Origin of the sequence: Nonomuraea polychroma (assembly GCF_004011505.1) — a bacterium.
Lineage (GTDB): Bacteria > Actinomycetota > Actinomycetes > Streptosporangiales > Streptosporangiaceae > Nonomuraea > Nonomuraea polychroma.
This window is the reverse complement of the sequence record NZ_SAUN01000001.1, coordinates 5,757,088-5,780,592: the sequence shown is the minus strand read 5'-3', so window position 1 is coordinate 5,780,592 and position 23,505 is coordinate 5,757,088. Positions and strand designations below refer to the sequence as shown.

At 67.2% G+C, this 23,505-nt stretch carries 27 protein-coding genes; 17 read left to right on the top strand and 10 right to left on the bottom strand.

Going from position 1 to position 23,505, the window contains the following annotated elements:
• Nucleotides 1-11 precede the first annotated feature (11 nt).
• The 8 genes from EDD27_RS26400 (at nucleotide 12) to EDD27_RS26370 (ending at nucleotide 8,483) form a co-directional block, all read left to right on the top strand.
• Nucleotides 12-923 carry an ABC transporter permease gene (locus tag EDD27_RS26400; protein ID WP_127934772.1) on the top strand — a complete coding sequence of 304 codons (912 nt, stop codon included), beginning with the start codon at nucleotides 12-14 and terminating at the stop codon, nucleotides 921-923.
• On the top strand, nucleotides 917-1,867 hold the full coding sequence (locus EDD27_RS26395) for a carbohydrate ABC transporter permease (protein ID WP_206641662.1): 951 nt from the start codon (nucleotides 917-919) through the stop codon (nucleotides 1,865-1,867). Before EDD27_RS26400 ends, EDD27_RS26395 begins: the two co-directional genes overlap by 7 nt.
• 50 nt (nucleotides 1,868-1,917) lie before the next feature.
• Entirely contained in the window at nucleotides 1,918-3,579 is a 1,662-nt protein-coding gene (locus tag EDD27_RS26390; RefSeq protein WP_206641661.1) for a type 2 periplasmic-binding domain-containing protein, read from the top strand.
• A gap of 9 nt (nucleotides 3,580-3,588) precedes the next feature.
• On the top strand, nucleotides 3,589-5,928 hold the full coding sequence (locus EDD27_RS26385; RefSeq protein ID WP_127934771.1) for a glycoside hydrolase family 95 protein: 2,340 nt from the start codon (nucleotides 3,589-3,591) through the stop codon (nucleotides 5,926-5,928).
• Nucleotides 5,929-5,981: 53 nt separating this feature from the next.
• Nucleotides 5,982-6,233, top strand: a complete 252-nt coding sequence (locus EDD27_RS26380) for a hypothetical protein (protein WP_127934770.1) — start codon at nucleotides 5,982-5,984, stop codon at nucleotides 6,231-6,233.
• Nucleotides 6,230-6,343, top strand: a complete 114-nt coding sequence (locus EDD27_RS58885; protein WP_421917324.1) for a putative Ig domain-containing protein — start codon at nucleotides 6,230-6,232, stop codon at nucleotides 6,341-6,343. Before EDD27_RS26380 ends, EDD27_RS58885 begins: the two co-directional genes overlap by 4 nt.
• A 762-nt stretch (nucleotides 6,344-7,105) precedes the next feature.
• The gene (locus EDD27_RS26375) at nucleotides 7,106-7,450 is read left to right on the top strand and encodes a hypothetical protein (RefSeq protein ID WP_127934769.1); all 345 of its coding nucleotides are present in this window, start codon (nucleotides 7,106-7,108) and stop codon (nucleotides 7,448-7,450) included.
• A 10-nt stretch (nucleotides 7,451-7,460) separates the two neighbouring features.
• On the top strand, nucleotides 7,461-8,483 hold the full coding sequence (locus tag EDD27_RS26370; RefSeq protein WP_127934768.1) for a radical SAM protein: 1,023 nt from the start codon (nucleotides 7,461-7,463) through the stop codon (nucleotides 8,481-8,483).
• A gap of 92 nt (nucleotides 8,484-8,575) precedes the next feature.
• On the opposite strand, the gene EDD27_RS57920 is transcribed toward EDD27_RS26370, so the two are convergent.
• Nucleotides 8,576-8,707, bottom strand: a complete 132-nt coding sequence (locus EDD27_RS57920) for a hypothetical protein (RefSeq protein WP_277750752.1) — start codon at nucleotides 8,705-8,707, stop codon at nucleotides 8,576-8,578.
• A gap of 550 nt (nucleotides 8,708-9,257) precedes the next feature.
• Between EDD27_RS57920 and EDD27_RS54570 the strand changes: the two genes are divergently transcribed.
• Nucleotides 9,258-9,464: a hypothetical protein gene (locus tag EDD27_RS54570; protein WP_164903796.1), complete on the top strand. Its 207-nt coding sequence runs from the start codon at nucleotides 9,258-9,260 to the stop codon at nucleotides 9,462-9,464.
• Between the two features lie 352 nt (nucleotides 9,465-9,816).
• Complete coding sequence (locus tag EDD27_RS26360) at nucleotides 9,817-10,140, top strand: hypothetical protein (RefSeq protein WP_127934767.1); 324 nt, start codon at nucleotides 9,817-9,819, stop codon at nucleotides 10,138-10,140.
• Nucleotides 10,141-10,363: 223 nt separating this feature from the next.
• Here EDD27_RS26360 and EDD27_RS26355 read toward each other — a convergent pair whose 3' ends face one another.
• The 3 genes from EDD27_RS26355 to EDD27_RS54565 form a co-directional block, all read right to left on the bottom strand.
• Nucleotides 10,364-10,750 (bottom strand): DUF3592 domain-containing protein, encoded by a 387-nt coding sequence (locus EDD27_RS26355; protein WP_127934766.1) that lies wholly within the window; start codon nucleotides 10,748-10,750, stop codon nucleotides 10,364-10,366.
• A 30-nt stretch (nucleotides 10,751-10,780) separates the two neighbouring features.
• On the bottom strand, nucleotides 10,781-11,155 hold the full coding sequence (locus tag EDD27_RS26350; protein ID WP_127934765.1) for a hypothetical protein: 375 nt from the start codon (nucleotides 11,153-11,155) through the stop codon (nucleotides 10,781-10,783).
• Between the two features lie 131 nt (nucleotides 11,156-11,286).
• Nucleotides 11,287-11,430: a hypothetical protein gene (locus EDD27_RS54565; RefSeq protein ID WP_164903795.1), complete on the bottom strand. Its 144-nt coding sequence runs from the start codon at nucleotides 11,428-11,430 to the stop codon at nucleotides 11,287-11,289.
• Between the two features lie 438 nt (nucleotides 11,431-11,868).
• On the opposite strand from EDD27_RS54565, the gene EDD27_RS26345 reads away from it, so the two are divergent.
• Nucleotides 11,869-13,434, top strand: coding sequence for a pectate lyase family protein (locus EDD27_RS26345; protein ID WP_127934764.1), 1,566 nt, complete (start codon nucleotides 11,869-11,871; stop codon nucleotides 13,432-13,434).
• 165 nt (nucleotides 13,435-13,599) lie between these two features.
• Here the strand turns inward: EDD27_RS26345 and EDD27_RS26340 are convergent, their stop codons facing one another.
• Nucleotides 13,600-15,456, bottom strand: coding sequence for a PA domain-containing protein (locus EDD27_RS26340; RefSeq protein ID WP_164903794.1), 1,857 nt, complete (start codon nucleotides 15,454-15,456; stop codon nucleotides 13,600-13,602).
• A gap of 173 nt (nucleotides 15,457-15,629) precedes the next feature.
• Nucleotides 15,630-16,328 carry a GNAT family N-acetyltransferase gene (locus EDD27_RS26335; RefSeq protein ID WP_127934762.1) on the bottom strand — a complete coding sequence of 233 codons (699 nt, stop codon included), beginning with the start codon at nucleotides 16,326-16,328 and terminating at the stop codon, nucleotides 15,630-15,632.
• A gap of 64 nt (nucleotides 16,329-16,392) precedes the next feature.
• Between EDD27_RS26335 and EDD27_RS26330 the strand changes: the two genes are divergently transcribed.
• Nucleotides 16,393-16,914 carry a carboxymuconolactone decarboxylase family protein gene (locus tag EDD27_RS26330; protein ID WP_127934761.1) on the top strand — a complete coding sequence of 174 codons (522 nt, stop codon included), beginning with the start codon at nucleotides 16,393-16,395 and terminating at the stop codon, nucleotides 16,912-16,914.
• Between the two features lie 19 nt (nucleotides 16,915-16,933).
• Here the strand turns inward: EDD27_RS26330 and EDD27_RS26325 are convergent, their stop codons facing one another.
• Entirely contained in the window at nucleotides 16,934-17,917 is a 984-nt protein-coding gene (locus tag EDD27_RS26325) for a helix-turn-helix transcriptional regulator (RefSeq protein ID WP_127934760.1), read from the bottom strand.
• Between the two features lie 188 nt (nucleotides 17,918-18,105).
• On the opposite strand from EDD27_RS26325, the gene EDD27_RS26320 reads away from it, so the two are divergent.
• From EDD27_RS26320 to EDD27_RS26310, 3 genes are all read left to right on the top strand, one after another.
• On the top strand, nucleotides 18,106-18,339 hold the full coding sequence (locus EDD27_RS26320; RefSeq protein ID WP_127934759.1) for a cation transporter: 234 nt from the start codon (nucleotides 18,106-18,108) through the stop codon (nucleotides 18,337-18,339).
• Nucleotides 18,340-18,558: 219 nt separating this feature from the next.
• Nucleotides 18,559-19,017: a hypothetical protein gene (locus EDD27_RS26315; RefSeq protein ID WP_127934758.1), complete on the top strand. Its 459-nt coding sequence runs from the start codon at nucleotides 18,559-18,561 to the stop codon at nucleotides 19,015-19,017.
• 74 nt (nucleotides 19,018-19,091) lie between these two features.
• Nucleotides 19,092-19,727: a DUF305 domain-containing protein gene (locus tag EDD27_RS26310; protein ID WP_127934757.1), complete on the top strand. Its 636-nt coding sequence runs from the start codon at nucleotides 19,092-19,094 to the stop codon at nucleotides 19,725-19,727.
• A gap of 191 nt (nucleotides 19,728-19,918) precedes the next feature.
• Here EDD27_RS26310 and EDD27_RS26305 read toward each other — a convergent pair whose 3' ends face one another.
• Together EDD27_RS26305 and EDD27_RS26300 are read right to left on the bottom strand one after the other, a co-directional pair.
• Nucleotides 19,919-20,578, bottom strand: coding sequence for a response regulator (locus EDD27_RS26305; protein WP_127934756.1), 660 nt, complete (start codon nucleotides 20,576-20,578; stop codon nucleotides 19,919-19,921).
• A complete protein-coding gene (locus EDD27_RS26300) occupies nucleotides 20,575-21,813 on the bottom strand; it encodes a sensor histidine kinase (RefSeq protein WP_164903793.1) in 1,239 nt (412 codons plus the stop codon). The genes EDD27_RS26305 and EDD27_RS26300 overlap by 4 nt, the downstream gene beginning before the upstream one ends.
• Nucleotides 21,814-22,031: 218 nt before the next feature.
• Here EDD27_RS26300 and EDD27_RS26295 point away from each other — a divergent pair, with 218 nt between their 5' ends.
• Nucleotides 22,032-22,247 carry a hypothetical protein gene (locus EDD27_RS26295; protein WP_127934754.1) on the top strand — a complete coding sequence of 72 codons (216 nt, stop codon included), beginning with the start codon at nucleotides 22,032-22,034 and terminating at the stop codon, nucleotides 22,245-22,247.
• Between the two features lie 2 nt (nucleotides 22,248-22,249).
• Nucleotides 22,250-22,777 carry a DUF2269 domain-containing protein gene (locus EDD27_RS26290; RefSeq protein WP_127934753.1) on the top strand — a complete coding sequence of 176 codons (528 nt, stop codon included), beginning with the start codon at nucleotides 22,250-22,252 and terminating at the stop codon, nucleotides 22,775-22,777.
• 84 nt (nucleotides 22,778-22,861) lie between these two features.
• On the opposite strand, the gene EDD27_RS26285 is transcribed toward EDD27_RS26290, so the two are convergent.
• Nucleotides 22,862-23,290: a DUF4396 domain-containing protein gene (locus EDD27_RS26285; RefSeq protein ID WP_241564260.1), complete on the bottom strand. Its 429-nt coding sequence runs from the start codon at nucleotides 23,288-23,290 to the stop codon at nucleotides 22,862-22,864.
• Between the last annotated feature and the right edge of the window lie 215 nt (nucleotides 23,291-23,505).

Here is a 23,505-nt window from a genome sequence, read left to right as displayed (position 1 = left end):
GGAGAACCGTGATGGGGTGGCGTGCCGCCAGACAGAGCTTTCGCCGCTATTGGCAGCTCTATCTGCTGATCGTGGTGCCGTTGGTCTACTTCGTGGTCTTCAAGTACGTCCCCATGACGAACGCCGTCATCGCGTTCAAGGATTACAACGTCGTGGAGGGGATCTGGGGCAGCGAGTGGGTGGGCTTCAAGCACTTCTCCGCGTTCTTCTCCAATCCCGTCTTCTGGAATCTGGTCGAGAACACCTTCCTGCTGTCGGTGTACTTCCTCCTGGCCGGGTTCCCCATCCCGATCATCCTGGCGCTTGCGCTCAACGAGGTCCGGCTGCGCTGGTTCAAGCGCACGGTCCAGATGGTCACCTACGCGCCCTACTTCATCTCCACCGTGGTCATCGTCTCCATGGTGATCCTGATTCTCTCCCCGCGGATCGGGTTCATGGACAGGGCCTTCGGATTCTTCGGCGTCGACGCGCCCAACCTGCTGGCTGATGCCGACTACTTCCGGCACATCTACGTGTGGAGTGACATCTGGCAGACAGCGGGATACTCCGCAGTCATCTACATGGCCGCGCTGTCGGGCATCGACCCCAGCCTGTACGAGGCGGCCCGAGTCGACGGAGCGACCCGCCTGCAGAAGATCATCCATGTCGACATCCCCGGCATCATGCCGACCGCGATCATCATCCTCATCCTCGGTGTCGGCAACATCATGGCGGTCGGCTTCGAGAAGGCGTTCCTCCTGCAGAACCCGCTGAATCTCGGCACCTCCGAGATCATCGCCACCTACGTCTACAAGGTCGGACTGCTGAACGCCGACTTCAGCCAGGCCACTGCGGTGGGCCTGTTCAACTCGCTGATCAATCTGCTGCTCCTCATCGGAGTCAACTTCGCCGCCAAGCGCATTTCCGGGAGTGGTCTGTGGTGACCAACACAATGGTGGAGATCGCACAGAGGAAAGAGCCGGCGGCAAAGGACTCCCGCCACCCCGCCCAGGTCAAGGACTCCGGGATCGACCGCCTGTTCATCACGTGCGTCTATGTTCTGCTCATCACGTTCCTCGCGGTGGTCCTCCTGCCGTTGATCTATATCGTGGCCAGCTCCTTCAGCAGCCCCAACGCCGTCTCGTCCGGCCGGGTGTGGCTGTGGCCGGTGGATTTCTCGATCCGCGGCTACGAGGTGGCTCTGAGCAATCCGCAGATCGTGACGGGATTCCTCAACTCGCTCTTCTACACCGTCGTGGGCACGCTCGTCAGCGTGACGCTCACCATCGCCATCGCCTATCCGCTCTCCCGCAAGGATTTCTTCGGACGCAACGTCATCACCGCGTTCATCGTCTTCACAATGATCTTCGCGGGCGGGCTCATCCCCACCTACCTGGTGGTGCAGAAGCTCGGCTTGCTCGACACGCGCTGGGCGTTGATCGTGCCGGGAGCGATCGGCGTCTGGCAGGTCATCATCGCCCGCGCGTACCTGCGGCACAGCATTCCCGACTCGCTCTACGAGGCCGCCGAGATCGACGGGGCGGGCAGCCTGCGCGTGCTGTGGTCGATAGTGCTGCCGCTCGCCAAGCCGATGATCGCGGTCGTCGCTCTGATGTACGCGATCGGGCAGTGGAACTCGTACTTCGAGGCGTTGCTCTACCTCAAGAGCGACGAGCTCTACCCGCTCCAACTGGTGCTGCGGAACGTGGTCATCCTCAACACCCAGAGCGGCTCGCAGAACATCGCCAGCTTGCTGGAACGTCAGCAGCTCGCTGACCTGCTCAAGTACTCCCTCATCGTCATCTCCACGGTTCCCGTGCTGCTGATCTATCCGTTCGTCGCCCGCTACTTCACCAAGGGCATGATGATCGGCGCGATCAAGGGTTAGTACGGCGAGCGGCTCTCCCACCCCCCACCCCACGAAAGGCAACATCCCTCGTGTTCACCCTGCCCAGGAAACAAACAGCCGTCCTCGCGGCGCTCGCGCTGGCCTGCCTCACCACGGCGGCCTGCTCAACGTCCGACGAGCAGCCCGCAGCTTCGGCAGCGCCGGGCGGCGTCACCGAGCTGACCGTCTTCGCTCCCCAAGGCGCCAATCAGAATCTGCAGACCGCCACCTTCACCAAGGTCCTTGGCGACAAGTTTAAGATCAACTTCAAGTTCGAGACGACGACCTACGACGCCGGTCCCGCGGCCGAGAAGCGGCAGATCTCGCTGGCCAGCGGCGACTATCCCGACCTGTACCTGCTCATTTCGTGGGTGGATCAGTTCAACCGGGCGGAGTTGCTCAAGCTGTCCAAGCAGGGCGTGATCCTGCCGCTCAATGACCTGATCGCCAAGTACGCGCCCAACATCCAAAAGGCGCTGGAGGCGAACCCGGCCTACAAGACCCTGGCCACCGCTCCCGACGGCAAGATCTACGGCCTGCCGCAGTGGAACGACTGTTTCCACTGCTCCTACCAGGGCAAGTTCTGGATCAACTCGGCGTGGCTGAAGAAGCTGGGGCTGTCCGCGCCGAAGACGACCGAGGAGATGCGCGCCGTCCTGCGGGCCTTCAAGACCAAGGACCCCAACGGCAACGGCAAGGCCGACGAGATCCCGCTCAGCTCCTCCACCGCGGACATGATCCTGCCGTATTTCATGAATTCCTTCATCTACGACCCGGAGAGCAGCGAGGCCACCGTCCCGACACTCGCGTTGAACAACGGCAAGGTGCAGTTCCAGCCCGTGCAGGACAAATGGCGTGAGGGCCTGCGCTACGTCGCCTCGCTGTACAAGGAAGGGCTCATCGACCCCGGCGCCTTCACCCAGAACCGGGACGGGCTGAAGGCCAAGGGCGACAACGCCGACGAGGTGATCGTCGGAGCGGCGACCATGCTGCACCCGGCGATCCTGGTCACCCTCGGCCAGAAGGACGGGCGGGACGAGGACTACGACGCGGTGCCGCCGCTGACCGGTCCCGACGGGGTCGCCTACACCTCCTACCGCCCGGCCAGCGTCCCCGGCGCCTCGTTCGTCCTGACGAACAAGGCCACCGAGCAGGACCAGATCGCCGCCATCAAGATGCTCGACTACATTTTCACCGACGAGGGGCACCTGGAGGGCGAGTTCGGGAAGGAAGGCGTGGGCTGGCAGAAGCCGGAGTCCGGCGATGTGGCGCTCAACAAGGACCTGAAGCCCCTGTTCGAGCAGATTCCCGCCGACCCGGATGCGCCGCCCATCAACGACGCCTGGGGGGCACTCACGCAGTACAACAGCACCAGGGCGTTTCGTGAGTCCCAGGTCCAGCCGACCGATATCTACGAACCGGAAGGCTACGAGCGCAGGCTGTTCGAGGCCACCAAGCTGTATGAGGGCAAGGAGCCGAAGGCGCAGATGTTCCCGTTCTGGAGCCTGTGGCTCGGCACCGACGTGGCAGGTGAGACGGCGACGCTGCAGACCAACATCAACAACTACGTGACCCAGGCCAATCTGGAGTTCGTGACCGGCAAGAGGAACATCGACAGTGACGAGGACTGGGCCGCCTACCTGGAGGGCCTCAACGGCCTCGGCCTCCCCCGGTACCTGCAGATCCAGCAGCAGGCCTACGACGCCCTGTAAGGAAAGAACATGGACGAACGCCGCCGTATCCGGCTGACCGCTCCGGCCGTCGAATTCCACGACGCCTTCCTGCTGGGGAACGGCAGCCTGGGTGCGACGGTGTACGGGCGGGCGGGCGTCGAGCGCGTCGACCTCAACCTGGACACCGTCTGGTCAGGCGGCCCGTCGGCCCCGGAGACGGGTGATCCGGCGAGCAGGCTGCTGCCCGAGCTGCGGCGGGCGATCCGCGAGCGCGATGACCTGCGCGCGGACGAGCTCGCTCGTTCCCTGCAGGGATCCGGCTACACCCAGTCCTACCAGCCGCTTGGGTGGCTGGAGTGGGGCTACGCCCCTGACCGGCAGCTCGACGGCTACATCCGCGAACTCGACCTGGCCGAGGCGGTCGCGAGCACGGCCTACGGGCCGGTGCGGGTGGAGAGCTTCGTCTCGGCACCCGACGGGGTCCTCGTGATGTCGGTCACGGGCGGCGACGAGGTCACGCCGCCCGTGTTCGGCTCCGAGCATCCGACCGTGGAGGTCGCGCAGGGGGAGGTGGATGGCGTCCGGTGGCTCGTGGCCACCGGGCGGGCGCCCGCACACGTGCTACCGAACTACGTGGATCAGGAGCCCGCCGTCGTCTACGCGGCCGATGAACCCGGCGGAACGGGCAGAGTTCCGGCCGGTATGGGATTCGCCATCGTCGTGGCGGTGCACCGGGCCGCTCCCGGTGAGGTTCGGCTCATCGCGGCCGCGGCGAGCGGGTTCCGTGGCTTCGACCGGCAGCCCAGCGCGGATCGCCGATCGATCGCCGCCGAGGCCGAGGAACGGGTCGCGCGAGCCCTGTCCACCGAGACGTCGAAGCTGCGGGTGCGGCATCGCGAGGATTACCGCGGCTACTTCGATCGGGTCGATCTGGACTTGTCGGCCTCGGGGCCCCAGGCGGCCGGGGCCGAGCTCTTCTTCCACCTCGGCCGGTATTTGCTGATCTCGAGCTCCCGGCCGGGCACGCAGGCGGCCAACCTCCAAGGCATCTGGAACCTCGACGTTCGTCCCGGGTGGAGCTGCAACTACACCACCAACATCAATCTTCAGATGAACTACTGGGCGGCGGAGCCGACCGGCCTGCGGGAGCTGCATGAGCCGCTGTTCGAGCTGACGCGTGAGCTCGTCGAGAGCGGGGCGCCGACGGCCACCCGGTGCTATGCGGCCCGCGGTTCGGTGGTCCACCACAACACCGACATCTGGCGGTTCTCGACACCGGTGCACGGCGATCCCCAGTGGGCCAACTGGCCCTCGGGGCTCCTGTGGCTGTCGGCCCACCTCTGGGACCACCTCGACTACGGGGCCGGCGACGCGTTCGCCGTGGAGACCGCCCTGCCGGTCTTCCGAGCGGTGGCGCGATTCGTGCTGGACATGCTGGTCGCGGCCGAGACGGGCGAGTTCGTGATGAGCCCCTCGACCTCGCCCGAGCACCACTTCCGCGTCGGTGCGTCAGCCTACGCGGCCGTGTCCGAGGGTTCGGCGATGGACCAGGAGCTGGCACGGGAGACGCTGTCGCGGTATGTCAGCCTGGCCCAGCGGTACGCCTCGGAGGACGACGACGCCGAGCTGGCCGTGCGGGCGCGGGCAGCGCTGGCGATCCTGCGCGACGTCGCCATCGGATCGACCGGCGAGCTGCTCGAATGGTACGACGAGCGGCCGCCTCGCGAGCCCGGCCATCGCCACCTGTCCCACCTGTACGGCCTGTATCCGGGCACCCGCATCACCGAAGCCGGCACGCCCGCTCACTTCGAGGCGGCACGCCGGGCACTGCGCCACCGGCTGGAACACGGCAGCGGCTACACCGGATGGAGCCAGGCGTGGATCCTCTGCCTGGCCGCCCGCCTGCGTGACGCCGAGCTCGCCGAGCAGGCGATCGCGGTCCTGCTCGGCGAGCTGAGCTCGCAATCCCTGCTCGACCTGCACCCGCACGACAACTGGCCCGGCGGCAACATCTTCCAGATCGACGGCAACCTGGGCGCGGTCGCCGGAATGACCGAGCTCCTCGTGCAGAGCCACGAGGGCGCCATCAGCCTGCTCAAAGCCTTGCCCGCGAGCTGGCCCGCGGGATCCGTACGAGGCGTCCGCTGCCGCGGCGGACACCAGATCGACCTCGCCTGGCGAGCGGGAACGTTGGTGAGCGCGGAGATCACGGTCGGCCTGCCCGGACAAGTGGTCATCGACATACCCGGCGGCGACGCCCCGCCTCTGAACATCTTCGACGAAAACGGCACCAGAGTGCCTCATACCGTGGCCGGCGGAGCGATTCCCGGACGCCTCCGCCTGTCCTGGAACGGCGTGCCCAAGCATCGCTACACGGCCCGCGCCTGAGCGGATCGACCTTCCAGAACCTGACGATCAACGGCAAGGTCATTGCCAACACGATGAGGAAGCCTGGCTGGTACCTGGAATCGGACACGGTGCCGATGTTCGTCAACGAGCACGTCAAGGGCCTGCGCTTCCTGGACGCCGCCGCGGCCGCGGCCTCTGTCGCGCCGCACGTCACCAGCGCGGGTGAGGCCGCGGCCACCGCGCGGCAGGTCTTCAACCACCTGATCACCGCGACCGCGCTGCCGACGTCGTTCAACGCCGAGGGCCTGCCGAAGAGCCTCACGGTCGACACGACACCGGCCTGATCTCCGGAACCCCGCAGGTCCCCGGCATCTATACGGTCACCGTCTCGGCCACCAACAGCGTGGGTACGGCCACGAAGTCCCTCACCCTCACGGTCGCCCACCCCACCTGAACCAGGGAGTCACCCCGTGCACCCTCTCAGCCGGCGGTCGTTCCTCGGCACGGCGGGGTTCGCGGCCGTGGCCGGGGATAGCAGAGGAATTCACCGAGTCGGCAAGCCCGCGGCGCGTGGACACGGTGCGACCTGACACCACGAGCGTCCTCGCCCGAGCCATCACTCGAGCGAGAACCGGCTTCTCCGGTGGCCTCGAGGCCCCGGACGGAGGGATGTCAGCAACCCAGCCAGCCGAGCAGCCGGAGCGTGATCAGATACAGGAGGCGAAGAGACACAAGAACCGATCCTTCCTGCACCACCGTCCCAGGTCGACCCGCAGGTCAAGCGCCCAGCAACGATTCTTGAAGCGGTGCGGGGCGGGCCGGGGCAACCCACCTCGTCCTCACGCACCTGATCCCGGCCTTCGAGGACGAGGCCGGCGAGCGGAGTTCGTCGCCGATGTGCTCTGGGCCGCTATGGCGGCCGGATCGCCATGGGCCGACCTGACGGCGGCGACGATCGGCTAGGCAGGCGCGTCCTCGCCTGCCGTGCTCTCCCGGAGGATCAGCCTCCTGTCGTTGTCACGTCGTACCGTCCTTCATGCCACTGTCACCGGCGTAGCGTTGATCGCATTGACTCCGGGGCCGGCCTCGGCGAGCACTTCCGCCGAGGACACTTCTTGGAGATTTCGAAGGTGTCACCTCTGTGCTGTCTAGCGGGCAAGGCCACCCGGGAGAACGATGTGGCAGACCTATCGACTGCCACATCCGGGAGCAGATCATGGCGATGGAACGGAATCGTGGTTCAGACGCCCTGCTGGAGATGTACAAGCAGGGTGGCTACAAGCTCGACGACGACTCGGTCAGCCAGCTCGTCGAGCTGCTCGCCGATCTCGACGTCCATGATGTGCTCGTGAAGGGGCAGCCGGCCCCCGACTACCTGCGCGCCACCATCCAGGTTGAAGACCCCGATCGATGCGGCGCCGTCACGGGCGGCCTGATGGGTCTCATCCGCCGGTACGGCACGGCGAAGCTGCCCGGCACTATCAAGGTCTTCCCGAAGGGCATCCCGTTCCCTGACCGCTTCGTCATCGATCTCGTCATCGCCGAACAGCAGCGTTTCTAGCGCCACCGACATGGGCCCCACCGGGGAGCGTGCCATCTTCCAGGTTCACCCCACTCGCCGATGCAATCTGCGCTGCCTGCACTGCTACTCGCAGTCCGGGCCCGACGTCGGCGCGGTGCTCGGCCTGGACGTGCTGGCCGAGGCCGTCGCCGACGCGGCGGCTCTCGGCTACGACGTGCTGGGCGTCTCTGGCGGCGAGCCCATGCTCTACCAGCACTTGATCGAGCTGCTCGGCGTCGGGAAGGCGCTCGGGATGCGGACCACGGTGACCAGCAACGGCTGGCTGCTCACCGAGCGGCGTCTCGCTGAGTTGTCCGGTCTCGTCGACATACTTGCGGTCTCACTGGATGGCGCGCCGGAGAGCCATGTCCGCATGCGTGGCGATCCCCGCGCCTTCGAGCGCCTCGACAGGCGCATGCCGGCCGTACGCGACTCGGGCATCACCTTCGGCCTCATTACCACGCTCACCTTGCATAACGTGCACGAGCTCGCCTTCGTCGTGGACTACGCCGTGGCTCACGGCGCCGGCCTGGTCCAGGTGCACCCGCTCGAATCTGCCGGCGCCGCCGTCGTCAATCTGGCGGGATCCGTGCCCGATGAGCGTGAGGCATCCTTCGCCTTCCTGGAGGCCGCCCGCCTCTCGGCCGCCTACGGTCTTCCCATCCAGGTCGACCTGACTCGGCGGGCCGACCTCATGCGACATCCGGAACACTTCCTCGCCGCGCCGCCTCCGCCCGGTGCGTCCCTGGGAAGCTGGCTGACCCCGCTCGTGCTGGAAACGGATGGCACCACCGTACCGGTCACTTATGGCTTCTCCCGCGTCTACGCCCTCGGCAACGTCAACGACCGCCCGCTTCGCGATCTCGCCGTGCGCTGGGACCCCGATCCGTTCCGGCAGCTCTGCCGGGACGTGCACGCCCGGCTCGCGACAGGATCGCAGCGCTATGTGAACTGGTATGAAGAGCTGGCCCATCAGGCGAACGGGCAAGCGTTTCCTGGAGCTGCGGCCGGGCGAGTGGGTGGGCCGGTTTGAGAGGGCGGATGGGGGCGTTCGCCCTTCTCCGCCGGCGATCTCGCAGGCCCGTCCGGTCACATGATCGACTGCGGCCCGAGCTCAGCGAAGTATCAGATGGCGAGCACGCCGGTGGGAGTCGTCGTTGCGATCGTTCCCTCCTCTGCGCTGAAAGCGAGGCCGTGGATCGTGCTGGCGTGCCCCATGACCGTGGCGATCCGTATGGAGTAGGCGCGATCGGTCATAGCCGTGCACCTGGCGCGGCGCGAGCTCGTCTGCACCATTCATGACTCAATGTGCTGCAGGGAGACGTACCGTCACCACCGAATCTGTGAACGCAGTGCCGCTCGGATGCTGGTGGCGGGGTCGCCGAGGTGGTAGATCCGTTCCGATGGTTCGGTGCCGTCCAGGAATTCCTGGTAGCGCGCGGCGTAGGACAGCTGGGCCAGCGGTTGGGCGAGTGCCAGCGCGCGGGATGGAAGTCGCCGTGCACGACCGTGTCGGGCAGGCCGAACTCGGCCAAGAGGGGCCACCGGTCGACCAGATCGTACGCGCCCGCCCGTTCCCCGGCGGTCAGCTCGCGGCCAACCTCGCCGCCGAGCAGCGCGGACCATGTCGGCGACGACGGGCCCGCGTCGGTCCGGCAAACCGGGCGGGAGCCCACCAGGCGTCTTGGCCAGCGCGGCCTGTGCAGTAACCAGGTGGTTCACAGCGCTGGTGACGATCTCGACGGGGGCATCCCAGCAGTCCTCGCCTGACAGGTGCTCCATCAGGACCCGCCGTGGTCCTGATGCGATGACCGTGGGAACCAGGCCCGGGTCCAGGTCCGCGAACGCGCCGATGACGGCGGCCTCGTCGGCGGCGAAGGCCGGCGTGGCCTTCAGCCAGACCGGGCCTTGGCCGGTGGGCCAGCGCGGGCGCGGTCGGCTGCAGCGCCTCGACGTGATGGGTCACATGTCCGTCGCGCCCGCCCTCGCCGCCTTCCACGCCCAGCAGGCGTAACACCAGCACGTCTACTCCGAGCGACTGGCGCGCATGCGCGACGACCGGCTCGACCTCCGACCACCACGGCACGTCCACCGCGAACGGGCCGAGGACGCCAAGACAGTCGTCGCCCGACGTCACCCATGCACTGACGATTCGGCTCATATGATCAGTCTCATTGGTGCCTGCGATCTCTTGCGACGGGATATTCGGGTCGCCGGTCGCTGCGGTACGGTCCGCCGGGTGTGCGTCACGAACGTTCTCTGGCGGACGGCTCCCGATCTCGGACAGCACGACACCGAGACCATCCTCCGGGCCGCCGCGACCGGGTCCGGGTCCACTGCCTGGCGGCCTGAGCAGGCCATCGGGATTGTTCACCCTGTTCTGTGTGTCCCTGGGGCGGCACACAGAAGCAGGTGCATTTTTCGCCGGCTTCTCTGCGAGGAACCCGACCCCGGACACCACCGGCTCCGATCCCCAGCTGTACGACGAGGCCGCCCTGGACGCCAGGCGGGGCTGGGCGCTCGCGCGGCCGACGTCATACCCGATGCCGGTCCAGGCTGATCAGTTGCGCAGCCTGGGTGGCATCGCGCGACTGCTGGGCGTCGACGGCAAGACGGTCAGCCAGAGCCTGAACGCGAACGCACAGACGGGTCACCTTACCCATCGGCGTCAGCTCGAAAGAGACGGCTGAGGAATGCCGCATCTTCCAGACGAACAGGGACGGTCCCGAGGCGACAGCCACGGCCGCTCGCAGCGTGTGGTCCACATCACCTCGATGCAGCCGCCGCCCTGCCCCACCCGCGGCGTGCCGCAGAGGCGAGCACGGCAGAGACCGCCGCGGTGTTCCTCATTCCCGAGCCAACGCGTGCGTGACACCGCTCCTCAGGGTGACGCCCAGAGTTTGGCCATGGCACTCATCGCGACTTGGCGCCGTGCGGAGCCAGCCTGGCCTGGCGCGGGTCGTACGGGTTGTACAACACATCGACGGCGCCGCCCGATCGGTCGACTGGCAAGAAGATGGGGAAGCTACGTGTTGTGCCGTCCTTGGTCACGAATGAGACGAGGTAGTCGCGGCCTTCGCCCATGGATTGACCGTTCGGTCCTTTAAAAATGCGGTACGGCCCGCATGGATGGATCTTCCCCCGGGCATGCTGCCACCGCGATCGGTCGACCTCATACGAGGCGTCGCTCGACCTTCCTGTCCCGACCAGAAGCGAGAATATCATTCCGATCACAACCAGGAATATCAGGCCGACGAAGCCAACAATGAGGAGTTCTGGCATACCGAGGTTGTCGAACATACGCCCTGCCTTTCGTCTTCGAGGCCTGTGTCAGGTAATGGGATCGGTGGCTTCACAACACTGCTCCGTGATGCCCGCCGGGCATCGACACGTTCTGCTGGCGGTCGCCGCAACGCGTGGTGGATCGGGTGATGGCTTGTCCGTCCGATGATGGTTCTTCCAGCGGCGTCGCAAAGCTCCACGCCAGACGCCGTACTCCTCAACACGCGCGTCCGCGAGGTTGTCGAATGTGCTGACCAGCGCATGAGCCTGCAGGGCCGGCTGCGACGCCTGGGATGCGGCCGCGGTCCCGGTGGACGGTCCGAAGGCCTCCCTTTCCAGTTCGGTCGCCAGGGTGCGGATGGTTTCGTTGAGCGCGTCGTGCGTCTGATGGGCCTCGACCAGTGAGGCACGGGCCGCGGCCACCTCGGCGGTGTGAGCGTCTCCAAGTCTTTGGCTGCGCTGACCAGCCGCTCACCGAGCTCCCGGACCTAGCGGGCCGGAGCTCGGATGAACGTTTCACCTTCGACGCCCGGCTCCTTCTCCTGAGGCCCAGGTCATTTCTGATGCCGCTCGGTCCGCGCGTCAGTCACCTCGCGGAAGCCGCCAATCTTGTCATGGCCGTCAGAAAGCGAGTCGTGAATTACCTGGAAGTGCCGCTTGACCTGGCCGGATGACTGATCGGCGGCTGCGAACACCATACTGAGTTCGCGTGCGTTTGCAGGTTTGTTGCAGCTTTCGGTCTCACCATTGACACCTTTTGACAGCCGCCTCTATGGTCCGAGTGAATGGTAAGCGCTTTCCGTCGGTGTCAGCAGAGAAGAGCTTTTCGGCGTACGGCTCTCGACGTCGCCCTTTTGCCGTGGTGGCAGCACGCCACACCACTTCGCCATTTCCGCGCCGCCTCGCGCGGATTCGTGTGCCTCTACCCCGTTCAAGAGAGGTCCCATTTGGACAGACCTAGCTTTCGCGCGCCCGCACCACGCCGCCGTCCACGACGGCGACGGTGACGTCCGCCCCCAGGCGCTGACGCGCTCCCATGACAAGCCCGACGCTGCGGGGCGCCCTGCAGCAGGCCCGCAGCACTGACCGCACAGAAAAGAACGCACCCAGCATTCGAAGACGAAGGTGAGACGAGGATGAGACGAGCAGTCGCGTTGCGACTCCAAGCGGGGCTGGCCACGGCGGCCATTGCGGCCGCGATCGGTGTGGCTTTGCCGGTGATCCAGGCGTCGGCAGCGACTGGCAGCGCCACTGGGTACGCGACCGGCAACGGTGGGACCACCGGCGGTGCGGGCGGGCAGACGGTGAGGGCCACCACGGGGACCGCGATCCATGCGGCCCTGTGCAGCCGGGCCAGCAGCAGCACCCCGATCACCATCCAGGTTGAGGGGACCATCAATCACGGCAACACCAGCAAGGTGTCGGGTGCAAGCTGCAACACCGCCGACGGCCTGATCGAACTCAAGCAGATCAGCAATGTCACGATCATCGGAGTCGGCAACGGGGCCGTCTTCGACCAGCTGGGCATCCACATCCGCGAGGCCCGCAACATCATCATCCAGAACGTGACCGTCCGGAACGTCAAGAAGTCGGGCTCGCCCATCTCCAACGGTGGTGACGCCATCTCCATGGAGAGCAACGTCCGCAACGTCTGGGTCGATCACGTCACCCTGGAGGCCTCGGGTGGGGAGGCGGAGGGGTTCGACGGCCTCTTCGACATGAAGGACAACACCCAATACGTGACCCTGTCCTACAGCATCCTGCGCAACTCCGGCCGCGGCGGGCTCATCGGGTCCAGTGAGAGCGACCTCTCGAACGGCTTCATCACGTTCCACCACAACCTGTACGAGAACATCGACTCCCGCACGCCCCTGCTCCGTGGCGGCATAGCTCACATCTACAACAACTCCTACGTGAACCTCCACGAGTCCGGCATCAACTCCCGGGCCGGGGCTCGCGCCAAGGTGGAGAACAACTACTTCAAGGACTCCAAGGACGTCCTGGGCACCTTCTACACCAACGAGCGCGGCTACTGGCAGGTCAGCGGCAACGTCTTCGACAACGTGACCTGGTCCAGCCCCGGTAGCGAGAACTACCCCGCCGGCCCCAACCCACAGTCCAACACCACCGTCAGCATCCCGTACTCCTACAGCCTCGACGGGGCAAGCTGCGTGCCGGACATCGTCCGCCAGACGGCAGGCGCCAACAAGGGTCTGCAGGTGTCGAACGGCAACTGCTCGCCACAGACGCCGACAGCCTCACCGACCAGCCCTACGCCGTCCGCCAGCCCCACACCGTCAACCAGCCCTACGCCGTCAACCACCCCTCCACCCGGCGGGACCAACCTCAGCATCGGGGCCGGCTCTGACGGCTCCAGCAAGGCCGACGGGACGAGCTACGGCAACGTGCGGGACGGCAACATGAGCACCTACTGGTCGCCGGTCGGCTCGACCGGTGACATCTCGATCAAGTGGGGTTCCGCCACGACGGTGTCCAGGATCATCATCCGTGAGACGTCCGGCTCCGCGGGCACCATCGGGTCCTGGCAGGTCATCAACGGAGGCACTGGCGCCGTCCTGAGATCCGGCAGCGGGGCGGGCTCCATCACCTTTGCCGCGACCTCGCTGAGCAAGGTCACCTTCAGGATCGCCAGCTCGACCGGCACGCCTCAGGTCGCCGAGTTCGAGACCTACGCCGGCTAGCAGGCCGGTTCGCCGCGCTGCTGACCACCGCGAACAAGCCGGCGCGGATCGGCGAGGTCGACGGCCAGGATGCCGGGGTGTGCGTGCGGGAAGTGCGATGCCGCCCCGATGGGTTCGGGGCGGCATCGCGGGACTCGGCCCTGAGGGTGCCGAGCGTGCCGGGGGTCAGGTGCCGGTGTAGCGGAAGATGTAGAGGCCTTGGTCGCGGTCGCTGGCGGCGACGTACTCCTGGCCGTCGTGCTCGAACACCTGCACGCCCCAGAAGTTGTTGCCTCCCTCGTCCACGAAGTGGCCCACCTCCTGGATCTTGCCGTTCACGATCCGCGTCACGCGGAAGCCGGCGGAGTAGTAGGAGAAGTAGGCGAGGTCTGCCTGCTTGGCCGAGGTCGCCACCTCGTGGACCGACAGGTCGCCGTGGTCTTCGGCATAGGCGGGGTCGTGTGCCTCGGGCACCGCGTAGGTGTCGAGCTCCTTCATCGACTTCCGGTCGTACAGGTGCACGTACCCCCAGCCGTCGAAGTACGATGAGAAGGTCAGCGTGTCGCCGGCCGTGCCGAGCGGTACCGGGAGCTGTGCCGGGCCGGTGCCGGCGAGGCAGTCGGCGTTGCTGTACGGCTGGCCGAAGATGGCGAAGCCCTGGCCGCGGGGCGCGACACCGAAGGTCGGGATGTCTCCCTGGACGTCCATGCCGAGGGCGGCATCGCAGGCGTCGGTGCCGGTGCGGTTGAAGATGAGGACCGCGTCGTAGCCGCCGGCGGCGATGACAGCGGCGACCTTCTCGGTGAAGGTGCACACGCCGCGCTCGACCACGGCGATGTCCACGGCGTTGGGGTCACCGGCGGGTACGGCGGCGCTGCCGGGGCAGGCGAGTCCGGCGAACTTGGCGACGCCCGTCAGTTCCTGTCCCGGGGTGAGCTTGGTGGTGCCGCTGCCCTGACCGGCGCTGATCGCGGTGCCGTCGGTGAGGTTGGAGGTCTTCAACGCGTACGGTGAGAAGTCCTCGTCGGCGGCCAGGACGTACTTGTTGTCGAGGGTGAACTCGGCCTGGTGGGCGTTGCCCTCCGGCTTGACGCTCAGCCCGCTCTCGGCCGCCTCGGGGTCGGGGTCGGCGAAGGTGCTGTCGGCCAGCAGCGAGATGTTCAGCGGGTCGGTGACGTCGATCTGGACGTAACCTCCGTCCCAGTACGACAGCAGCATGACCTGCCTGCCGCCGATCTCCTTCACCACCATGTCGTGCAGGAAGATCTCGTCGAGGCCCGGCTGGGTGATGCCGGGGAATTTCTCGTCGATGTCGTACTCGGCGATGACCTTGGGCTTCTTCGGGTTCGTGATGTCGAGGATGTCGACGTCGGGGCCTTCTTCGTTGTCCACGATGACGGCGTAGGCCTTGGCGCCGGCGTCCCAGGCGAAGACGCTGTGGATCTCGTTGGCGTCCTTCTTGCCGGCGCCGGCGACGGTCTCGTCGCCGATGCCCACCGCGAGGGGAGTGGGGTGGGCAGGGTCGGTGACGTCGTAGATGTTCAGGCCGCCGACCCCGGTCATGGCCTTGCAGACCTCGTTGTTCGTGACGAGGATGTCGCCGGTGAAGGCGGGGGTGCCGACGCTCAGGGCCTGGATGCCCTCGCCCGGCGCACTGCCCTCCTTCGCGACGATGAACGAGACTTCCTTCGGCTGGGCCGGGTTCTTGATGTCGACGACGTGCACGCCGTTGTACTTGCAGGTCGCGCCGCCCCAAGCGGCCAGGTAGGCGTAGCCCTTGTGGACGCCGACGTCGGCGATCTTCTCCGGCTCGACGTTCTTCAGCGCGAGCTTGCTGACGAGGTCGACGTTGGCCTTCGAGGCGGGCAGGTGGCCGTGGTCGCCGCCGTGCTGATGGTGATTGTGGGTGATCTTCGCGTGGTCTATCGCGCCGTCAGAACTGGTCGCACCGTCGTGCGCGGTGGCGGACGGCACCAGAGCTGCCAGGCTCGTGCCTACGGCGATGACCGTGGCTGCCGCAAGGCGGCTGGCTTTGTGTCCCATCAGGGGGTGTTCCTCCATTGGTGGCAGAGGGACGAAATAAAGGGAACATAAAGCGTCGTGCGGGCAGACGGGAAGGCTACTGCTCTCATTAGTAGGAGACTTACAGGTAAGCGAGTCGATTGTCCGCTTTATGGTCAAATGCGAAGCCTGGGAGGTGGGCTGACGAAGCGATTTCACCCGTGTCTGAGTCCCGTAGGGGTACGATCACGGGTAGTCGCACCGAAGGCAAGCCAGCCGAGATCGCGGAAACCCGCCGCCTCGGCGACCGCCGCGGAGGCATGGTTGCCTGGGTCGTGCATGTAGGTCGGGATCGCGCCTTCGTCCAGCACCCGCCTGGCCGCCTGGGCGACGAGCCTGCGCGCCAGGCCGCGGCCGCGTGCTCCGGGAGCGGTCACGACGGCGAGTTCATGGCCGTAGGCGTCGTGTCGTTTGACGCCCACCCCCGCGAGGTGCTCTCCGCTCTCGGCATCTCTGGCGACCAGAACGTCACCGCCGAAAGGCCGTAGCCAGTCCGGAACCTCCACGCCATCGGCGGGTACCCAGACTCCGGCGTCGGGGAAGGGCGTGGGCCGGGTGGTCCACCGATAGACGGCGGTGAACCAGCCGCGTTCGGGAAAGCCGACCAGGGCGGGGATTCGTGGCCCCAGCGCGGCGAGGTCCTCGGCCTTGGCGTACTGCTCCGCCACCGTCGCGGCGTGCTCCGGCGGGACCGACAACACGCCGCCCTCGGGGCTGGTGACTCCCATGGCCGGGTGTATCTTGCCGTCCCATCCCGGGCGGATACGCGCAGGCGAGCCGATGATGTCCAAGCCCCCGGCGGCAGGCCATCTGCCCAGCCGGCGGGACAGATGCTCCACGAGCAGTCGCGCCATCGTCTTCCCTCCTCATATACCTTAGGGGGGTATTGTAGAGTCCCAAAGACCTTGAGGAGGACACATGCGACGTCTGACCCCGTTCGATCCCGCCGACGCGCCAGAAAAGTCGGCAGAGTTGCTGAACGACATCATCAGCAGGAGGGGCGGCGTGGGCGAGATGGTCGCCACCATGGCTCACTCGCCCGCGCTGTTGCAGGGTTACCTGGACTTCTCGCGTGCCATGAAGCGCGTCAAGCTGCCGCGGGCGCTCAGCGAGAAGATCTCGCTCGCCGTACAGGAATGGATCGGATGCGGCCTCTGCCTCCAGGCGCACGCCGAAGCCGGGCGCGCGGCAGGGCTCAGCGAGACCGACATCGCCCTGGCCAGGCAGGGCACCTCCACCGACGCCAGGGAGGCGGCACTCATCGCCATGGCCGTGCGCGTGCTGGCCGAGCCGTCGTCGATCACCGACGAGGACGTCGCGGAGCTGCGGGCGCATGGCTGGAGCGACCGCGTCGTGGCCGAGCTCGTCGGCGTGGTCACCCTCAATCTCATGACCGGTGCCTTCAACCTCCTGGCGGGCTTGGAGCCGGCAGAAGCATGATCTGGCGTTCCTCTGCTGTTCAGTCAGCGTCAAGCCAGCCGAGCCGTGCTGCCCGCACGCCCGCTTGGAAGCGGCTGCTCGCTCCCAGCATTTCCGTCAGCTCGCCCACCAGACGGGTGACGGTACGCGTGGAGACGCCCATGCTGCGGGCGATGGCGGAGTCCTTCGCGCCGGCGGCCAGCATACGGAGAACGGCCCGTTGCTGCTCGGTGAGGGTCACACCGTCGGCCGACCGGGGTACGTCCTCGGGCTCTGAGGCGGTCGTCCAGCAATAGTCATAGACGGCCGCGAGGGATCTCACCACGGTGCCGCCGCGGATCAGGACGGCGCCTGCCTCCAAGTTCTCGGGGTCGGCCTGGACGACGGCGGTCCGGCGGTCGTAGATGAGCATCCGCGTGGGGATCAGCGGGGTGACCCGTATCTCCATGCCGCGCTCTCTCCATCGGATCATGTATTCGCGTACCAGGGGATTCGCCATGGCGATCTGCGCGTGCAGGCCTCGTACGCGCACGCCGTTGTGCAGAACCGTTTCGTTGCGGGCGAGACCCGCCTCCAAGGACTCGCGCGTCCACGGGGTGGCCGGGTGCATGCCGAGGACCTCGTGCTCGGCCAGTTCGGCAAGCTCGTCGATGCGCTCGGACAGGTGCTCCCGACGGTCATGCCAGGAGAAGAACTCCACGTACGCGTGGCTGTCCGCCTGTTTGGACACATCGAGGTAGTGCCTGGCCAGCGTGGCCGTCCTGACGTGCTGTTCGACGAGGCTGTCGAGGAGCCGATGGCTGTTTTGCAGGCTTCGGTTGAGTGCGGCGGTCACGTCTGCGGCGGTCTGCGATTCCGCGTTCAGCAGGTTGAGCCGGGTGAGCTGGTCGCGAGCCTGGTCGATGTCCGCCGCCGCCAAGCTCAGCTGCTCCGCGGCTTCGGGCAGTGCTTCGCCTTGTTCGTGCATGCGGGCGTACAGGGAACGAGTGACGCTGTCGTGCACGGAAGGCGGCCTCTCGCCCACGGGAACTCCCTTCAAGCTGACCCAACGCTGAACACTGGCATATAGAGCGCTTTATCGGCAAAGGGTTCCGGTTTCCGCCATGTCGTACTTCGGAATCCTTTTGGGCTTCTCTAGCCCGCCTGCGGTGCAGCACGATCCCTTCCAGTGAGGCGAAACGCCATCGCTGCGAACGAGAAGGAGGGATCCGGTTGATCACCGTTGCGTACAGTCTGATCGCCTATCGTGTCACGGGCCTGTCGCCGGCGACGTGCGAACACTGTCTGGCCGCCATCAAGCTGGAGCTCATCCAGGTGCCGGGCGTCGTCGGCGTGGACGTCGATCCTGCGGATTCACGGGTGAGCATCCTCACCGATGGTCCCGTCGGCGAAGGCGAGGTCCGGGCGGCCATCGAGGCCGCAGGCTGTGCCGTGGAGGGCCCCTGAGCCGCGGATGGCCGGGTCCGCCATCGTCGGGTGGCGGACCCGGGCCGGCCTACTGCCGTGTGGACGCGGCGGTGGGGTGGACGGGGCTCATATGAACGGCGCCAGGATGCGTACAAAGCGCAGTACTATCTGCCATAGTCGCTCAGACATCGCAGTGAGCAGGCGCGTGACCTCAGATTCGGGTCTTGAGCGTGGAGGAACACACCGGGAGGAGGGTGCATGAGCAGACCGGCTCGACGGCTGCTCCTTCGCCACCTTCTGCCGGTGGTGCTCGCCCTCGGAGTCTGGGCCATGCACACGCTCGGGCATCTCGCCTCTCACCACGGCGAGGCCGCCCCGCCTCGTCCGTACGCTCTTGCGCACACGGGGCCGTCTGAAGAGACGGCGCACGGCGACACCATGCCTGAGCGCCGCACCGAGCTCATCGGGCGGGCCTCGTCCGTTGATGCGTTCAGCGGGCCCTTGCTCGGCTCCGGGGCCTCGCTCTGGCTGGATCCGACCGATGTGTGCTTGGCCGTGCTGCCCTTGATCCTTGCCCTGGTGATCGCGGCCTGGGCGAGAGCACAGGCGTGGCCAGGGGGAACGGCCGTTCCGATGCCGTCGGCAGGGGGAGTGGCCAGGTCGCCGCCACGCCGATGGGCGCCCACCCTGGCTGGGCTCTCGGTGATGCGTACATAGGCCGATCCATCTCCGGTCGACTTCGGGTCGTCCGCGATGTCAGGTCATGTACGTCAAACACCAGAGAGACAACCATGTTCACGAATATCAGGAAATTCTCCGTCGCTGTCGTCACCTCGAGTGCTGCACTGGCCCTGCTGACCGCGTGCGGGGGCACCGACAGCGCTTCCACGGGCGGGCATGACATGTCCACCATGTCCAGCAGCGCACCGGCCGCCACCACGGCGAGCGCTCAACCGGCGGCCGCATTCAACGACGCGGACGTGATGTTCGCGCAGATGATGATCCCGCACCACGAGCAGGCGGTCGAGATGGCCGAGCTGGCCGAGACGCGGGCGGCGGACACAGAGATCAAGGAGCTGGCGGCGAAGATCAAGGCCGCCCAGGATCCGGAGATCCAGACCATGCAGGGCTGGCTCACCGCCTGGGGCAAGCCGTCGCCGTCCGAGGGCACGGACCACGGGATGGGCCACGGCATGCCGGGGATGATGTCCGAGGAGGACATGAAGAAGCTGGAGGATGCCAAGGGGAAGGCGTTCGACCGGCAATTCGCCGAGCTGATGATCGAGCACCACGAGGGCGCGATCGAGATGGCCCGCACCGAGCAGTCGCAGGGTTCCAACCCAGAGGCTAAGGAGCTGGCGAAGACGATCGAGTCGGCGCAGCAGGCCGAGGTCGAGCAGATGCAGGCGATACTCAAGCGGCTCTAGAGCGAAGGCCGGCTGCCCGGGCCCGCAGTCTGATCACTTTGCCGAGCCGGTCCAGGCCGCCCGTGGACGCCGCGAGGAACTCCTCGTAGGCACGCTGGCGCTGAACTGCGCCGACTCACGTCTCTGTGTCACTCGGGCCGCCGGCTTCCCCTGTGCTCCTGCCCGGCGTGAGCCTCTTCCTGCTATTCTGCTTAGTAGCTGGATGACTGGTTGAGGCCGCTCTCGTACGCGAAGATCACGGCCTGGACGCGGTCGCGCAGGCCGAGCTTCATGAGCAGCCGCTTGACGTGCGTCCGGATCGTCGATTCCTCGACCACGAGCGCGGTGGCGATCTCGCGGTTGGACAGGCCTCGGGCGATGAGCGTGAGGACCTCCCGCTCGCGCGGCGTCAGTCCGGCCAGCATGGACTGGTCGGCGAGGTCGGGGATGGGCTGGCGGGCCATGCGGTCGATCACGCGCCGGGTGACCGACGGCGACAGCAGCGAGTCGCCGGCGGCGACAGTGTGCACGGCGGCGATGAGCTCCTCCGGCCGGGTGCGTTTGAGCAGGAATCCGGACGCGCCTGCGCGCAGTGCGCCGAAGATGTAGTCGTCCTGCTCGAACGTGGTCAGGATGAGCACCCGCACTCCCGGGGCGGCCAGCGACAACTCGCGGGTCGCCATGATGCCGTCGAGGTCGGGCATGCGGACGTCCATGAGCACGACGTCGGGCGCCAGCCGGCACGCCCGCTCGACCGCCTCCCGCCCGGTCGCGGCCTCCCCGACGATGTCGATGGTGGGGTCGTTGGAGAGCAGCTCGGCGAGCCCGGCGCGCATCAGGTCGTCATCGTCGCTGATCAGGACCCGCGTCATGGGCGGTGGCCTCCGTAAGGGATCCGGGCGTGTACGCGGAAGGCGTCGCAGGCGGGCTCGACGTCGAGACTACCGCCGAGCAGGGTCGCGCGTTCACGCATGCCGATGAGCCCGTGCCCGCCGCTGTGGCGGCGGGCGCCGTTGGCGCGCACGGGGTTGGTGACGGTGAGGCCGACGTCCGTCGCGTCGAAGGTCAGCTCGACGTGGGCGCTGCCGGCGCCGTGGCGGGCCGCGTTCGTGAGCGCCTCCTGCAGGATCCGGTAGACGGCCTGGTCGGCCGGGCCGCCGAGGGCCGGGGCCGGGCCCGAGGCGTCCAGCGTGACCCGCAGCCCCGCCGCCGAGTGGCGCGCGATCAGGCCGTCCAGCGACGCGAGTCCAGGCGGCGTCTTGTCGCCCGGGCCTTCCGTGTTGTCGCCCGGGCCTTCCGTGCGCAGGGTGCCGACGATCTGGTCGATCTCCTCGACGGTCTGCCGTGCCAATTCCTCGATGGCCTCCAGCGCCTGGAACGAGCGGTCAGGATCTCGGTGGTGTCGCAGGCGGGCCGCGCCGGCGCGGACGGCGATCACGCTGATGGCATGGCCGGCTGAGTCGTGCAGGTCGCGGGCGATGCGGGCGCGTTCCTCGGTGGCGGCGAGCAGCCGCTCTCGCTCGGCCTCGCGCTCGGCGCGCACGGCGCGGGCCCGCAGCTCGGCGATCTGCTCGCGACGCAGCCGCGTCCGCTCGCCGGCGAACCAGGCCACCACCCAGGTGAGGGGAGTGAGGCACAGCGCGGCGACGCCTGGCGTGCCATCGGCCGCAGCTATGGTCGCACCCACATGGGCGGCGCCCAGGCCGCCGACGACGGCTGTGGTGTGCCAGGTCCAGGGATTGAGCCGGTCGCGCCCGGCGGTGAGCAGGTAAAGCGCGGCGGCGGGGCCGAGCACCAGCGTGGAGTGATAGTCCAGGCCCGCGAACAACGCGCCGGCCGCCGCGGTCACCGCGAACACCCCGAGCGGAAAGCGCCGCCAGACCAGGAGCGGCAGCGCCGAGCAGCCCACGAGCACCAGCGCGAGCCCATCGATGTCGCCCGATCCAGCGAAGGCCGGGTCCAGACCGCGGTGGGGGAGCAGCCCGAGCCCGTGGGCCAGCAGCACCAGTGAGCCGCTGAGCACGGCGATCGTGAGCGCGATGTCGAACAGCGTCCCCCACAGGGGCCGGGCCGCGAAGAGCCGATACGCGCTGGTCTTCGAGGACACGAGCCACACGCTACCTCCGCGCGCGGCGTGGGGAATCCCCCTGCCGGAGGAACCGTGTCCACGCCAGGGGGACACGGAAGTTCTCCTCTGGGGGTGAAGCGCCACCCCGCCCGGCTCGTGTGCACTGGCCGGAGTGTCCAAGGACCAGCCGCTGATGCCACCCGCACGGCAGGCAGGCGTTCGGACCGACAGCGAATCAGCTCGAAAGGACGACCGACATGGCCGGCTCACCCTCCAGCCACGACTCCGGCGTGACCCCCGACCGCGGGTCGCCCCCACGCATGCCCCGCTGGGTGAAGGCGGCGGTGCTCATTGTCGGCATCTTGCTCCTGCTGTTCGCCGTGATGCGGATCACCGGCCTCGGCGGTGAGCACGGGCCTGGACGGCACATGCCGGCGGGCATCGGACTCACCGATCAGCGGGGCGGAGTGTGACCATGCCATCCGGCCTGCGCAAGGCCGCGCTCATCACGCACGTCACGTGCTCGGTCGGCTGGCTCGGCGCCGTCGCCGCCTACACGGCGCTCGACCTCGTGGCGGTGACCAGCCAGGAGGTCGCAACCGTTCGAGGCGGTCATCTCGCCATGAACCTGATCGTCTCGTACGTCATCGTCCCGCTGGCACTGGCGGCGCTGGTCACCGGCCTCGTACAGTCGCTGGGAACGCCATGGGGCCTGTTCCGGCACTACTGGGTGTTGGCGAAACTCCTGCTCACCGTGGTCGCCACCGTCGTCTTGCTGGCAGAGACGAAGACGGTGGCCGCCATGGCCGAGTACGCCGCCTCCACCGCCGATCCCCGCGGCATGCCCGGGACACTGCCGCACTCCATCGGCGGCCTCATCGTGCTGCTCCTGATCACCATCCTGTCCGTGGTCAAACCACAGGGCCTGACGCCGTACGGGTGGCGCAAGCAGCAGGAGCACCGGCGCACGAAGAGCAAGGGCCGGATGGCGGCCGCCGGATAGACGTCCTCTTCGTGGCGGTGGGCTCCGCCACGGACCACGACCGGTTCAGCACGGCAGGTGCTGACCGATCGTGGGCGCTCATTCTCAGTGGCCGTGGTGGTACTGGTGGATCACCGCATGGCCCTTGCCTCGGCCGATCAGCCACTTGTTCACCGGCGTCGTCAGCACGAACGCCACCAGCAAGGCCCCGGCCAGCGCCACCCAGAACAGCCAGCTGGTCAGCCCCGCGTCCATGGCGCCGGGCACGGTCAGCATCACCGCGTTGTCCAGAATCTCCATCACCGCGATGGAGATGGTGTCCGCGGCGAGCGCGACCTTCAACGCGGTGCGGAAATCGACACCGGCACGCAGCACACCCCGCATGGTCAACGCGTAGCCGAAGACGAAGGCCAACGCCACGGCCAGCACGACGGTGGCGATGTTGGACAATCCGATCGAAGTGCCGATGACCATGCCCAGCACTTCGCCGATGGCACAACCGGTCAGGCAGTGCAGGGTCGCTTGCGCGGCCATGCCCCAGCTGGCGACTGGTGGGGTGGACGAGTGGTGTCCGGCCGGTGATTGGGTCCCATGGTGAGCATGGTGAGCATGCGCGTGCTCAGCGCCGGCCGGTTCGGGGGCGGCGTGATGGTGACCGCTATGGTCCATGATGATGCTCCTTAGTCGTGGAGCTGAGATTATACGGGTATGGGGTATATCGCGAAAGCGGGTGGCATTACAGGGCCTGG